This is a genomic window from Cohnella sp. AR92, from assembly GCF_003990975.1.
Lineage (GTDB): Bacteria > Bacillota > Bacilli > Paenibacillales > Paenibacillaceae > Cohnella.
The window spans coordinates 223,090-235,820 of sequence record NZ_RZJR01000011.1 but is presented as its reverse complement, the minus strand read 5'-3'; the positions used below and the strand labels follow the sequence as shown (position 1 = coordinate 235,820).

Sequence of the window (12,731 nt, the reverse complement as noted above, 5' to 3'; positions counted from 1 at the left end):
AGCAACCCCAACCGTCAGCTTCGACGATGATGGGGTTGCCCCTATTTAGCCCAATACGAAGGCCCCCCACGAATCAAGTCGATAGACTTCGAACGATCTCTTCCGTCCGCAGTAACCGACGAACGAATATCGTGAATACGAGGGCGGAGATTCCGACGGATAAGGCGCTCGAGAGAAATAACGTTCGATATCCCATACTCTGAGAAATCCAACCGAGGGCAATCGATCCTAATCCGATGCCGAGATCGAATGAGGTGAAAAACAGAGCATTGGCCGCTCCTTTGCGATCCGGATGCGTGACCCTCAGCGCTGCCGCCTGCAAAGCGGGCTGGGCGGAGCCGAAGCCGACGGCATACAGGACAGCGGAACACAAGATTCCCGCCAAGCCGTGAACAACGCTCAAATTAATCAAAGCCAACACGATGAACAGGAGTGCGGGAACGATGACGAACGGCTCCCCTTTTCGATCCGTTATTTTCCCGGCAATCGGCCTTATCAGCGTCAGCGTAATCGCATAAACGAGGAAGAACGCGCTCGAACTGATGTCGAGCGATTCGGCGAATAACGGGAGGAAGGTCGTGATGCCTCCGAACGAGATCGACATGAGAAATATGGTGAACATGACGGACCACTTCGGCTTCTCATCCGGCAAGATCGCCTTGCCCTTCCGAGGCTGGTACGGAGTCGGGGAGAAGGCTACGAGCAGCAAGGAGCCGAAGGAAATAAGCGCCGCAACATGGAACATGAGAGAGAAGGATTGATTCTTAACGAATAAGGAACCGATCAGCGGGCCTACCGCCATCGCCAAAGTCATCGATATCCCGTACCACCCCATCCCTTCTCCCCGGCGCGAGGAAGGGATCTCATCCGTAATGGCCGTTCCCAGCGCGGAATTCGAGAAGGCCCAACTGGCTCCGTGCAGGAATCGCAATACGATAAGTCCGGCGATTCCGGCTATCCAGTTGTACATGAGCATAAACAAGACAAAGAAAACGATCCCCCCGATAATAAAAGGACGCCTTCCTAATCGATCGATGAGACCTCCGACGAAGGGACGGAACAGAACGGCGGACAGGGTAAACATTCCGATAATTAATCCTACATCCCACTCGTTGCCGCCTTGGTGCCGAATATATAAAGGCATGACGGGGATCAAGGAATAGAAACCCGTATAGAGGAACAGCATGCCTGTCGTCAGTAGAACAAACCTCTTCGACCAAAGGCGATCCATCGTAATTCCTCCTTACTGTAAGCGCTTTCATTCGCTGCTAGATCAAGACGCCCAGGACAATCATGCCCTTAAAATTCGCTTGCGGGCGGATCGGCGAAACTTGAGAATAATATCCCCTCCCGCAGGGCGGACGCTATTGCGAGAGGGGATTCTACGGCCATTAACGTTTGACAACGACCATTTTATCCTTGATGCGTCGGAAGGCGGCGTTCGCCTCACGGACGATCTGTTCCTCGTTCATTCGGGTCAGAATGCGCCCCTGCATGACGATCTCGCCATCAATGATGGACGTATCCACGACGCTGCCATTGGCTGCGAACACGAGATGGCTGCTCAGATGGACCGCATTGTCGCGGAGCATCGGAGTGAACATGGCGTTATTCGTATCTATCAGAATGATGTCGGCCTTGTACCCCGCGGTCAGTTGGCCCGTCATGTGTCCAAGCGCTTTCGCCCCGTTCCTGGTCGCCATCCTCAACACATCGTCGGCAGGCATCAGACTGGCGTCGATCCGACTGGCGCGCTGCAGGAGCGATGCGTACTTCATGACCTCGAACATGTCGGCGCTATTGTTGCATTCGACCGCATCGTGCCCTAAACCGATGTTCAGTCCGGCCGCGAGCATCTCCGGAATTCGCGCGATCCCGTTCCCTAGCTTGGCGTTAGAGTTCGGATTGTGGGAGATATGCGTCCTGGTCTCGGCCATGAGCGAGATCTCGCGATCGTCGAGCCAGACGCAATGAGCGGCTATCGTATCGGGACCCAACAAGCCGGTCTCGTAAGCGAGCTCGGTCGGCCTTCTTCCGAATTTCTCGAGGCAGAAATCAACCTCCGTGCGGGATTCATTAAGATGGACGTGAATGCCCGTCCCGAGCTGATCGGCGAGCGCACGGGCTTCTCTCAGCAATTCCGGGGAAGCGAGAGGCAGCCATTCGATTCCGATCAGAACCTCGATCCTTCCGTTTGCCTTGCCATGGTTGGCCACGTACGCCTTATGGTTGTCCTCCAGCGTGTCCAGGTTATGCTCCTCCAGAGCTACGTCGTTGGACAATACCGCTCGTATGCCGATATGCTCCGCCGCCAACGCCAGAGAGTCCAGCTGTCTGTACATATCGTTGACGGTCGTGCAGCCCGACTTAATCGATTCGGTATAGCTGGCCAAGGCGGACCAATAGGCGGCCTCCGGGTCGACCGCCCGGACGAGCGGGTACCAGCATTCATCCAGATACTCCCACAGAGGCAGATGATCGTTATACCCCTTGCCGATAGCCGTGTGGTAATGAAGGTCGACCAGACCCGGCATGACGATCTTGTCGGACGCGTCGATCACCCGATCTCCCTCTCGCGGCTCATAGCCTTCGCAACCCGCCGCGACGGAGACGATTCGGTCCTTCTCAACGACGACCGTTCCCGATTCGTAATAGGTTCCCGCGTCGTCCATCGTCAGAACGAGTCCGTTGCGAATGATTAATCGTGACATCTGTTCCGCCTCCCTCTTATTTCGTCAGGTCTACGAATACGTCGTTGACGTTCAGGTCCTTGGTAATGGTTCCCGTCTCCTTGAGCCAATCGATGATCGACTGCCATGACTCCTCCGACTGCGAGCCGAACTTGTTCGTGCCGTCGTTCATGAGCGGAATGAGCATCTCCAGGCTTTGCTTCTCGACGTCTTCCTCCAGTGGGAAGTCTGCGTTCTGCTCGTTTAGCAGGTTGGTCAAAGCCTCTTCGGGATGCTGCTCCACATACTCTTGGCCTTTGGCGGCTGCCGCCCAGAAAGCGCGGATCGCCTTCTCCTTCTTCTTGAACGTATCGTCGCCGGTAACGAGAACCGACTCGTTATAATCCGGCACGCCGAATTGGGAAGGATCGAAGGTCGTCAGCTTCATTCCGTCCCGCTCCATCAGAAGCTTCTCGTGGTTGATATAGCCGCCGATAATGGCGTCCACACGCTTCATCGTCAGCGCCGGAATCAAATCGTAGCCGATATCGATATAGTTCAGCTTGGAAGCATCTCCTCCATCGCTCTTCACCATGGAGTCCACAATCGCTTGGTCCAGCGGCAGCGATGGGAAGCCTATCTTCTTGCCCTCCAGATCCTTCGGGGAAGCGATGCCTGAATCAGCGGACACGAACAATTGGTTAAGCGGATGCCGCACTACCGCCGCTACCGACTTGACGGGGACATCCTCCGCGCGGGCGATCGCCACTTGCATCTGATAGTTCAGCGCGAGATCGGCCTTGCCGGTCGCGACAAGCTTCAGAGCATCGTCCGTTCCGGCGGGAACCTTCATATCGACCTTAAGGCCGGCTTCCTCGAAGTAGCCTTGCTGCTCGGCCGCGTACAAAAACGTATGAAGCGCGTTCGGATACCAATCGAGCAACACGGTAAGCTCCGTCGTCGCGCTGCCTTCGCTGCTCTCGTTTGATCCGCAGGCACTCAAGGCCAACACGGCTCCCGCCAATACCAATCCCATTTTGCCAAAATGCGCCCGTCTGTTTGTCTTCATCTGGCTTCCCCCTCATTCTTAAATCTTGTTTGGTTTAACGAGTACGCTCTCCAACCACTTCACGAACAGGAATAGCAGAATGCCCATTACGGATAGCAGAATGACGGCCGCGAACACGGAATCCGCCCGCATCATGCCGGAAGCCCGCTTGCTAAAGACGCCAAGTCCGGATTCGGCACCCAACCACTCCCCGATCGTCGCTCCCGCGACGCTGAAGGTTGCCGCGACTTTGAGGCCGCTGAAGAAGGAAGGCAGGGCGCTGGGGACGTACAATTTGAAGAAAATCGCGATCTTGCTCCCGCCCATTGTCTGCATCAGCTCGAGAATATCCCGGTTGACCGCCTTGAAGCCGTCGTTCGCTCCCACGGCGATCGGGAAGAAGCAGAACAGGACGGCGATCGCGATCTTGCTTCCCATCTCGTAGCCGAACCACATGACCAGGATCGGGGACAGCGCGATGACCGGAATGGTCTGCGAGGCGACCAGCAGCGGATATACCAGCCTCTGTGCCAGCTTCGACATGTGCATCCAGATCGCAAGCGCACAGCCCGTCACGACGGACAAGGCCAAGCCGATGAGTGCTTCCCCGAGCGTGACGCCGAAGTGGTGAGTCAGCGATCCCCTATTCTCCCACAGGGCGGTTGCGACGCTGGACAGTGTTGGAATAATGTAGTGGGGAACGTCAAACCATTGAACGCCGTACTCCCAGAGCAAAGCGAGAACGATTATCAGCAGTACGACCGGTCCGTATGTCCGAATCATCCGATCCCCTCCTCTCGGGAAGGCTGCGTCCGAACGGGAGCGCTGCTCCGGTTGGCATTGGAGGAGGACGTCTGTCCGAAGTGCAGCAGCTCCAGAACCTTTTTCTTGCGCGCAGCGAAGATCTCGCCCACCGTATCGCCGTAGCTGCGAGGGCGCGGCATGTCGATCACGATCTCGTGAAGCTCTCGAATGGGCGACTCGGTGGCGACGAGCACGCGATCGGACAATAGCAGCGCTTCGTCTACATCGTGCGTGATGAACAGAATCGAGCTTCGGTATTGCTCCCAGACGCTGAGCAGCCATTCCTGCATATCGACCCGAGTCATCGCGTCAAGGGCGCTGAACGGCTCGTCAAGCAGCATGATCTCGGTTCCGCATACGACGGAACGAAGAAACGATACGCGCTGACGCATGCCTCCCGACAGTTCGTGCGGATATTTCTTCTCCGTGCCTGCAAGTCCGAACGAAGGCATCATCTCCCGCACCTTCTCAATGGCTTGGCGTCTGGGTACGCCTTGCAGCTCCATGCCGAGCACGGCGTTATCCAGAACGGATCTCCAGGGCATCAAGCAATCCTTCTGCGGCATGTAGCCGACCTGGCCGAGACGGGAGTTCTTCCCGCCCTTCCCCGGACGGCCGGAACGAATCGTAACGCTGCCGCTCTGCGGTTCGAGGAGCCCCGCGATCAAACGGAATATGGTACTCTTGCCAGAGCCGCTCGGAGCTAGCAACGATACAAATTCTCCGGGTTGAATGCGGAAGCTGACGTTATCAAGCAAGGTTCGTTCGACATTGTAGCCAAAGGTCATTCCATCGACCTCAAGCAGCGCGGGCGGCGCCTTCGTGCCTGTCGCTCCGGCGGAATCGCCCTTGTCCGCTGCTGCAGGATGGGATATGTTCATGAGCGTGTTCTCCTCCTTCACTCTTGCCGCTGCCCATTGGCCCGTTCGGCTTACTCGAGCCACATCATTTCGTTGTAAGCCATGTCCCAGAACATATGCTCGAACCGCGAGGCGTAAACAAAGTGCTCCTCCAGCTTCTTCTGGCGGTCCTCCGGCAGCCCGGAGCCCAGCCTCTCCATAAGCGAGATGAGCCACTCGGCCAGCTCTCCGAATTCGCTCGACGCATACGTCATTATCCAATCGCGGTACAACGGATGCTCGAGGGATTGCTCGATCGCCGAGAACCGAAGTCCGTACTCGTAATAGCTCCACGTGCAGGGAAGAAGTGCGGCCGTCAGATCAGCGAGCGAGCCGTTCTGGGCGACTCCGTACATATAATGGGTGTAAGCCAGCGTCACCGAGGACGGCTTCGTGTTCTCGAGCTCCTCCCGAGACACCCCGAATTTCTCCGAAAGCCTGCGGTGCAGTTCCATCTCCATGTTCAAGGTCGAATGGACGAGCTCCGCGAACTTCTCCATCGTCGGCAGGTCGTCCGCCTTCTGAACCCCGAGAGCGAAAAGCTTCGCGTAGTAAATCAGATACACGTAATCCTGCTTCAGGAAGAACGCGAACTTGCGCTCATCCAGCGTCCCTTCCTTCAGCTCCTTCAGGAACGGATGGTCCAGGCTTCCATTCCAGATCGGGGATGCCGCGGCATGCAATCTGCCGGTGAAGCCGCTCGTCCGGAATTTATCCAACATATTCATATAAGCTCACCTCGTATTTAATCGTGACAATCCATCGAAGCCTTCAGGTGATTCTCGTTCTTCGTTCCCTATTGGGGCTGCAGGCTCGGAGATTCGCCCAGCTCCTGAAGCAGGCTCTGCAGCGCTTCCCGCAGACGAGGCACAACTTCCTCCTTCAGCTCGAAGCCGCCAGCCTCAAGCCGATTCACCCATTGATCCACCGCGTATACGCCTTGGAGAATATGTGTGCCCCCCAACGCGGATATTACCGGCTTGAGCGCATAGTCGATCGACAGCAGATGGGCGATGGTGCCTCCAATGAAGAGAGGAAATACCTTCTTGTTCTGCAAGCCCTTCTGAGGAAGCATATCGATGAACAGCTTAAGCACCCCCGAGTAAGCCGCTTTATACACCGGGCTGGCGAGAATGACCGCGTCAGCCCGTTCAACCAGGGCAACGGCTTCCTTAATCGAAGGATCCGCGAAGTCGGCGCGAAGCAACCTCTCGGCCGGCAGATCGATCGGATACAAAACCTCGGTCTCGATCCCACGACTCTGCAAGTAGTTCAAGCAATAATCCGTGAGCCCCGTCAGCCTTGAGCTTTTGGCAGAACATCCGGATACGATCGCGATCTTGGGCATGGAAATCCCCCCTTCTACCTGTTGAAGTTATTACTCGGATGGAAGTACGGCTATCGCTTCGACCTCGATCAGGCAATCGGGATAGATAAGCGAATGCACCCTCACTCCCGTGCTTGCCGGACTGTAGTCGCCGAAGAACTGTCCTCGAACTTCCCAATAAGCCTTCACCGCTTCAGGCGTCATATCGCAGGCGTAATAGGTGACCAGCTTGACGATATCCCTCATGGACGCGCCGGCCCTCGCCAGAACCGCCTGGATATTGCTGAAGCACTGGAAGGATTGAGCCTTAAGATCGTCCCCGCCGACGATCGTTCCGTCCGGCCCCAACGCGATCTGACCGGAGAGATAAAGAGTGTTGCCCGTGCGGACAATTGAAGCGGGAGGCATGCTCCTCTCCCATTCCCACTCCGGCGGGAAGGTGACAATATGATCGTTCCTCATCTCGCAGCCTCTTCCTCGACCGAAGCGGCCTTCGAGGCGGCGAACGTCTCGATGCCGTACTTCCGAAGCAGAGGCGTAACTTCGCGACCGACCGTCTCCAGGTCGCCGATAAAGTCCGGCACGATCAGCGTAACGGAATCGATATCGCCTTCGTTCACCAGGTAAGCCAGCCGCTTCGCCAACGTCTCCGGCGATCCCGCCATCGTTCCCGGCAGCACGGCGCTGAACGTCTCGTTCTGCTTAAGGAAATTCTGCGCGGCCTGGTTGATGGTGACGCTTACGTCCGTGGAGTACTCCACCGCTTGAGTAGCCAAGGCGATCTTGTCGACTCCGGCGTTATAGTGATCCAGCCGCGCCTGGGCTTCTTCGTCGGTTCGCCCGGGAATGAGCGTTACGAGCGCATTCGTCTTGAAGTCCGGCTTGTTCATCTCCCTCGCGATTTCCTTAGCCCTTAGAGCCCGCTTGATGCTGGCGGGATCGTCGCTGCCCCAGAAGAACGCGACATCGCAATTCTCAACCGTGAAGCGGAAGCCGCGATCCGATTGGCCTGCGCAGATGATCGTCGGGTGTCGGCTCGGCTTGGGATACGACATGCAATCGTTCAGCTCGAAGTAAGTCCCTTTGTGATCCACCCGATCTTCCGTCCATAGCCGGCGAACGACCTTGATCCACTCCTCCCCGAGATCGTATCTCTGTCCATGGTTGAGGTCCTTCCAGAGCCCCATCTGGCTCAAATCGTACGGGTTCGAGCCGGAGACGAGATTCAATCCGAACCGGCCGCCCGATATTTGATCCAGCGTTGCGGACATCTTGGCTACGATCGCCGGCGGGAAAATCATCATGTGGACGGTTCCCCAAATTTTGATGCGTTGCGTCGCTTCGGCAAGACCGGCCATGGTCGTTATCGATTCCAGCGTCACATCCCAATGGTTCGTCTCTCCGCCGTAGCCTCGCCACTTCGCCATGCTGAGCGCGAAGTCGAGACCCAGCTTCTCCGCAAGCAACGTTACTTGCTTGTTGTATTCGTAGGTTGCCGGGAGCTGCGGCGAGTTCGTGGACGTAATCCATCCACCGTTGCCCACCGGGATAAACACTCCCAATTCCAGAGTTCGAGCCGATCCTGCCATATCCATCTCTCCCCGCTATCCGTTTCTATTTCCGCGTGTTCAACCATTCGTAGATGAAGGAAACCATAACCTTCGAATATTCGACTAATTGGCCGATCGACACTTGCTCGTTCACCGCATGGGCATGACGCAGATCCCCGGGACCGTAGATCACGGTCGGAATGCCCGCATTACCGAGCCACCCTCCATCCGTCACCGTTGGCGAGACATCGACGGAAGCCGCCTCGGCCGTTACGCATTCGTGCTTGGCAGCCAGAATCGCGACTCCCGGATGATCGGGGTCCACCTCCAGCGCCGGGAATACCTCTCCCCGATCCTCGATCATGGAGGAGCCTCCCCAGACAAAGCTCGGAGGGTGATCCTTCAGCCAGACGTCTCCCAGCGCGACATTCCGGATGTGCCGTTCAATATCTGCGGATACTTGCTCGAAGGACTCGTTCGGATAGGTATGAACGGTAATCCAGAGCCTGCATTCATCCGCGATAAAGGCGGCATGCCTTCCTCCCTCGATAACGGCCGGATTGATGGTCGTCATGCCCGGAGGACAGCCGGGATAGCTCTTCGTCACCGCCCAATGCCGTTCCAGCTCCTGCAGCCCTTGCACGATCTTCATCATCTTCTCGATGGCGCTAGCCCCGACAAGTTGGCCTCCCGCGTGAATCATGCTTCTTCGGTTCGCATCGTGGAACGTCTGGTCGCTCTTGACGGTAATCCATCCGGTGAACACCCCGCCTTGCCCCTGGATGTGCAGATCGGAGGTGTCCACGACGACCGCGAAGTCCGCCGCATAGCCCCGGTTGCAGCACTGCAGCGTACCCGCTTCTCCGACTTCCTCCCCGATAACGGACTCGAAGATCAGATCTCCCGGAAGCTCCAGCCCGCTCTCGCGGAGAAGCTTGATCGCGAACAGCGCGCCGGCGACTCCGCCCTTCATGTCTGCCGCTCCGCGCCCGATCACGACGCCGTCCCTAACAATCGGAGTGAAAGGTCCTCTCTCCCACACTTCTTCCTTCTCATTCACCTCGGCTACATCCACATGGCCGTTCACGATGAGGCTATTGTATCGGTCGGGCCGGGTTCCTTTCAGAACGCCCACGACGTTGGGATCGTTCGGATACACGTCCCATTGATCGATCGAGAAGCCGATCCGCTCGAGGTACTGAGCGATATATTGCTGAATGTCCTGCGTATTACGGGCCGGCGGAGCTGGCGTTCGGAAGGAGATCAAATCGCATAGTAGATCGATCATCTCCTGCTGTCTAAGATCGATTTGCTTCAGAATGTCCTGCAAGGTCGTCTCCATTTGTTTCTCCTTCAACCCCCATTCCAAGATTGACTTCACATCGGAGATAATCGCGAGCGGCTAAGTGAAAAAGAAAAGGACAAACCGTGTCTAAATAGGGACCTATTTAGTCACGGTTTGTCCTCGATCGTTCAATCAGTACCACCCGTGTTATCTTATATCAAACATGGGCTCATCACCCTTGTTCTTTGATGATATGAAGTTGTAATGTCAATATAAATTACATTTAATTCTCTGTCAACACTCATATTTTTACAAATAATTAACACAACAATAACATCGATAGTTAACCATCACTTCTGCTTACTTCTGCAAAACCACGAGCCCGATAGCAAGATCCTTATCGATATCCAGCGAGATATATTCATCGACGATTTTCTTCTCGACAATCTTCTCGAATGCTTCCAACCGCTTCGGCTTCCAGTTATTTACGATAAGAAGTCGCCCCGAAGTGACGACTTCCTTGCCTCCGTTCGTTTGCAGAATGCTTTTCTCAAGCGGGGTAAGGAGCCCCTCTACGAAGTAAATCATGATATTGTCGGTGAATTTGATCTCGACGTTGCGTGGCCCTTTGCCAATGTTGTCCTTGTAGAAGCGCGCGATAAAATTAGACAGTTCCAGCTCTTTAGCATTGATCTCTTTGCTCTTCATCCGCTTCAACTCCAAGTTATTATATTGTAAGTTATATACATAATTTTCCATTAATATTTATGGATTCCTAATAAATTTTATCTATATTATAGTAGGCCTGTCTTATCAAGCACAAGAAGGAATCGACAAAAAAATCGATATTCATGTAATTATTTATGACATGAGGTGTCGAACCTGATGATATCTTAACTTTGGACTTTTGCTAGAGTAAAGGGCTGAATTTTTTTCAGCCCCTCTGGGTAGAAGGGCCACCCAACTGGTGGCCCGAACCCCCACAGAACCCGGCGTGCAGATTTCCCGCACCGGGCTCTTCAGAAATGGATTCACAGCATAGCGTAGGTCTTCAATCGATTGTAGGGAATGAAGAGTTTCGGTCGCTTAAGGGGAAATAATGTACGAATGTGGCGGTATTCTTCCCAAGTTACATAGCTTTTCTGACTTCGCCTGCTCAGCACTTTACGCCAATAGGTAACAGCGGCGGCATAGACTTTGTTCAGACACCTCATGTTTCCCGCCATCCCGTAGTATGCGTAATGGCCCTGCAACATCTGGGTGAAAAGTAATAAAAATTTGCATGAAAACCATCATATTTGTCGAATAATGTATTTTTATGATTGAGGTGGCATCTCTCTAAATTTAACTTTTGCCTTTCGAAAATCAAATGTTTGCTTAGTTGAAATAATTAATTTTTCTCTTCCTATTATAACTTTATCTTTTTCTATCCATCTAACTAAGGGACTATAATCATAATCATTAAAATTACTGGACAGTAAAAAGTTCTAAAGCTTAAGAAGCCATTGAATTGGCGTCAAAATCGGACGAATTTTGCTTGGAACGGATTATTTTCGTTATGGATAACTGTGGATTTTGGGCAAACAGGCGAAAAATCGACTTGCGCAAGTATGCCGTTACCGTCGCCTCCGAGACGATGGACTTGGACGGCGTACGCAAATAACGGAAGAACAGTGCAGGCGTTTGACCGGAAAAGCGTAGAGCGATCAACTGTACGATGCCCGTGGCGATGACGCTGCACATGACGAAGCCTTCGATCGCCTGAAGGGTCAACCGAATCCGCTGCCGATCCGACTCGCTCGTCACTTGCTCCAGCGGATCGCTTTCGCCTTTGCGGCGGAAACGATTCACCTTGGGCATCGACGTACTCCAGAAGCGATAGCCGAACGCGCCGATCACTTGCTTCATTTCCCGAAACGTACATTCGATCTTGAACCGGTAGCCATACAATTCGACGATCTCCGCCGCCGTAAGCGACAGATCGGTACTGACGAGAATGGCAAGGCGATCACCGTGTCGAACGAGTACAAAGCGCAGTTCCTGGTAAAGGCCCAGCCCCCATAACAAATCCAGGGACAGGAAAGATACGGTCTCTTCCTTGCCGTAGAGCGTCACGGCGGCGGTTTGAAAATCGGCTGCGCGTGTTTGGAACAACTCGGCCAGTTTCAGCATCTTGCCTCTCTTCGGCGGACGTCCGCGCCCCGGCTTCTTCGGTGCAGGCTTTTCGTAGGCGACGGCATTCATTTTGGCTTTCGTGACGATGTGCATCGATCCATCGCCTTCGGCCAGCCGCTGCAGCGCGGGAATGGACAGGAAATACCGATCCAGCAGGAGCAGCGCTTCCCCAAAGGTACGCGCGGCGACGAAAGCTTGCTCGATCATCTGCACAACATGGGAGCCCTGGCGCTCCTCGGGTTCACCCGTCCACTTGAAGATGGCTTTCACGCCGTCCTGCAAGTTGAGGAACAAGGGCAGGCAGAACCACTTGTGCCGCGTGCCCGCCAGTATGCCGATGGCACCGAACAGATGACCGAAGATGTATTCGCCCTTGGCGACATTTTCGGATTCCTGGTGCAGCTTCTTCACGCCCGGCATATGCCGTCCTTCCTTGGCCTGCTTCACGCCGTCGCCGACGAACACCACTCGTCCGCGCACACGCAGAAGCGGAGCGAAACGGTGAACGACCCTCTGCCAGGCCAGTCGCAGTGATTCCAGCGACCATGCGGAAGAACGGAAGAAATGAAGCATCGATTCGTAATGACGCGGATTCAGCGCCAAATCCCGGACAATGGAAGTGACGCCGAGATGATCGGCACGGACCATCAAACCGACAACGATGACAACGAACCACTCGAAGGCGGCGGCGCGTGAGAAACAAGCACGAAAGGCAGATAAAATTTCATTGATAAATTTCAACATAGTATGGTCGGTCGCGACGAAATCGGGTAAACTAACAGAGTAACCCGATCTAGCGATCTGCTCTCCTTTCTGGCCTGAGAACCTTAAGGATACCACAGAATCGCTGATTGGGTTATTTTGCTATGCGACCATTTTTAGCGAGAACTTTTCACTGTCCAGTTCTCTAGAAACCGATAAATTGGCTCATTGTATATGAAAAATCGCATACATTACTGGTATTTTTCGTTATG

At 54.6% G+C, this 12,731-nt stretch carries 12 protein-coding genes; all 12 read right to left on the bottom strand.

Going from position 1 to position 12,731, the window contains the following annotated elements; all coding sequences use genetic code 11:
* Positions 1-73: 73 nt before the first annotated feature.
* On the bottom strand, positions 74-1,231 hold the full coding sequence (locus tag ELR57_RS19665) for an MFS transporter (RefSeq protein WP_126960784.1): 1,158 nt from the start codon (positions 1,229-1,231) through the stop codon (positions 74-76).
* A 160-nt stretch (positions 1,232-1,391) separates the two neighbouring features.
* Positions 1,392-2,711, bottom strand: coding sequence for an amidohydrolase family protein (locus ELR57_RS19660; RefSeq protein WP_126960783.1), 1,320 nt, complete (start codon positions 2,709-2,711; stop codon positions 1,392-1,394).
* A 16-nt stretch (positions 2,712-2,727) separates the two neighbouring features.
* On the bottom strand, positions 2,728-3,738 hold the full coding sequence (locus ELR57_RS19655; RefSeq protein WP_238162612.1) for an ABC transporter substrate-binding protein: 1,011 nt from the start codon (positions 3,736-3,738) through the stop codon (positions 2,728-2,730).
* An 18-nt stretch (positions 3,739-3,756) separates the two neighbouring features.
* Positions 3,757-4,500: an ABC transporter permease gene (locus ELR57_RS19650; RefSeq protein ID WP_126960782.1), complete on the bottom strand. Its 744-nt coding sequence runs from the start codon at positions 4,498-4,500 to the stop codon at positions 3,757-3,759.
* On the bottom strand, positions 4,497-5,402 hold the full coding sequence (locus ELR57_RS19645; RefSeq protein ID WP_238162611.1) for an ABC transporter ATP-binding protein: 906 nt from the start codon (positions 5,400-5,402) through the stop codon (positions 4,497-4,499). The genes ELR57_RS19650 and ELR57_RS19645 overlap by 4 nt, the downstream gene beginning before the upstream one ends.
* 50 nt (positions 5,403-5,452) lie before the next feature.
* Positions 5,453-6,148: a thiaminase II gene (gene tenA / locus ELR57_RS19640; protein WP_370452307.1), complete on the bottom strand. Its 696-nt coding sequence runs from the start codon at positions 6,146-6,148 to the stop codon at positions 5,453-5,455.
* A 68-nt stretch (positions 6,149-6,216) separates the two neighbouring features.
* Positions 6,217-6,768 carry an NADPH-dependent FMN reductase gene (gene ssuE / locus ELR57_RS19635; RefSeq protein WP_126960781.1) on the bottom strand — a complete coding sequence of 184 codons (552 nt, stop codon included), beginning with the start codon at positions 6,766-6,768 and terminating at the stop codon, positions 6,217-6,219.
* Positions 6,769-6,798: 30 nt separating this feature from the next.
* Complete coding sequence (locus tag ELR57_RS19630) at positions 6,799-7,209, bottom strand: RidA family protein (RefSeq protein WP_126960780.1); 411 nt, start codon at positions 7,207-7,209, stop codon at positions 6,799-6,801.
* Complete coding sequence (locus ELR57_RS19625; protein WP_126960779.1) at positions 7,206-8,336, bottom strand: LLM class flavin-dependent oxidoreductase; 1,131 nt, start codon at positions 8,334-8,336, stop codon at positions 7,206-7,208. Before ELR57_RS19625 ends, ELR57_RS19630 begins: the two co-directional genes overlap by 4 nt.
* Before the next feature lie 25 nt (positions 8,337-8,361).
* Positions 8,362-9,639 carry an acetylornithine deacetylase gene (locus ELR57_RS19620; RefSeq protein ID WP_126960778.1) on the bottom strand — a complete coding sequence of 426 codons (1,278 nt, stop codon included), beginning with the start codon at positions 9,637-9,639 and terminating at the stop codon, positions 8,362-8,364.
* A gap of 303 nt (positions 9,640-9,942) precedes the next feature.
* The gene (locus ELR57_RS19615) at positions 9,943-10,290 is read right to left on the bottom strand and encodes a Na-translocating system protein MpsC family protein (RefSeq protein WP_158630084.1); all 348 of its coding nucleotides are present in this window, start codon (positions 10,288-10,290) and stop codon (positions 9,943-9,945) included.
* A 786-nt stretch (positions 10,291-11,076) separates the two neighbouring features.
* Positions 11,077-12,501 (bottom strand): transposase, encoded by a 1,425-nt coding sequence (locus tag ELR57_RS19610; RefSeq protein ID WP_126960776.1) that lies wholly within the window; start codon positions 12,499-12,501, stop codon positions 11,077-11,079.
* Positions 12,502-12,731 lie beyond the last annotated feature (230 nt).

What these genes read in the sequence shown, in the direction of transcription:
- ELR57_RS19630 (WP_126960780.1), bottom strand. Translation starts at nt 7,209, where the DNA reads ATGAGGAACGATCATATTGTCACCTTCCCGCCGGAGTGGGAATGGGAG.
- ELR57_RS19625 (WP_126960779.1), bottom strand. Translation starts at nt 8,336, where the DNA reads ATGGCAGGATCGGCTCGAACTCTGGAATTGGGAGTGTTTATCCCGGTG.
- ELR57_RS19665 (WP_126960784.1), bottom strand. Translation starts at nt 1,231, where the DNA reads ATGGATCGCCTTTGGTCGAAGAGGTTTGTTCTACTGACGACAGGCATG.
- ELR57_RS19620 (WP_126960778.1), bottom strand. Translation starts at nt 9,639, where the DNA reads ATGGAGACGACCTTGCAGGACATTCTGAAGCAAATCGATCTTAGACAG.
- ssuE (WP_126960781.1), bottom strand. Translation starts at nt 6,768, where the DNA reads ATGCCCAAGATCGCGATCGTATCCGGATGTTCTGCCAAAAGCTCAAGG.
- ELR57_RS19650 (WP_126960782.1), bottom strand. Translation starts at nt 4,500, where the DNA reads ATGATTCGGACATACGGACCGGTCGTACTGCTGATAATCGTTCTCGCT.
- ELR57_RS19615 (WP_158630084.1), bottom strand. Translation starts at nt 10,290, where the DNA reads ATGAAGAGCAAAGAGATCAATGCTAAAGAGCTGGAACTGTCTAATTTT.
- ELR57_RS19655 (WP_238162612.1), bottom strand. Translation starts at nt 3,738, where the DNA reads ATGAAGACAAACAGACGGGCGCATTTTGGCAAAATGGGATTGGTATTG.
- ELR57_RS19645 (WP_238162611.1), bottom strand. Translation starts at nt 5,402, where the DNA reads ATGAACATATCCCATCCTGCAGCAGCGGACAAGGGCGATTCCGCCGGA.
- tenA (WP_370452307.1), bottom strand. Translation starts at nt 6,148, where the DNA reads ATGAATATGTTGGATAAATTCCGGACGAGCGGCTTCACCGGCAGATTG.
- ELR57_RS19660 (WP_126960783.1), bottom strand. Translation starts at nt 2,711, where the DNA reads ATGTCACGATTAATCATTCGCAACGGACTCGTTCTGACGATGGACGAC.
- ELR57_RS19610 (WP_126960776.1), bottom strand. Translation starts at nt 12,501, where the DNA reads ATGTTGAAATTTATCAATGAAATTTTATCTGCCTTTCGTGCTTGTTTC.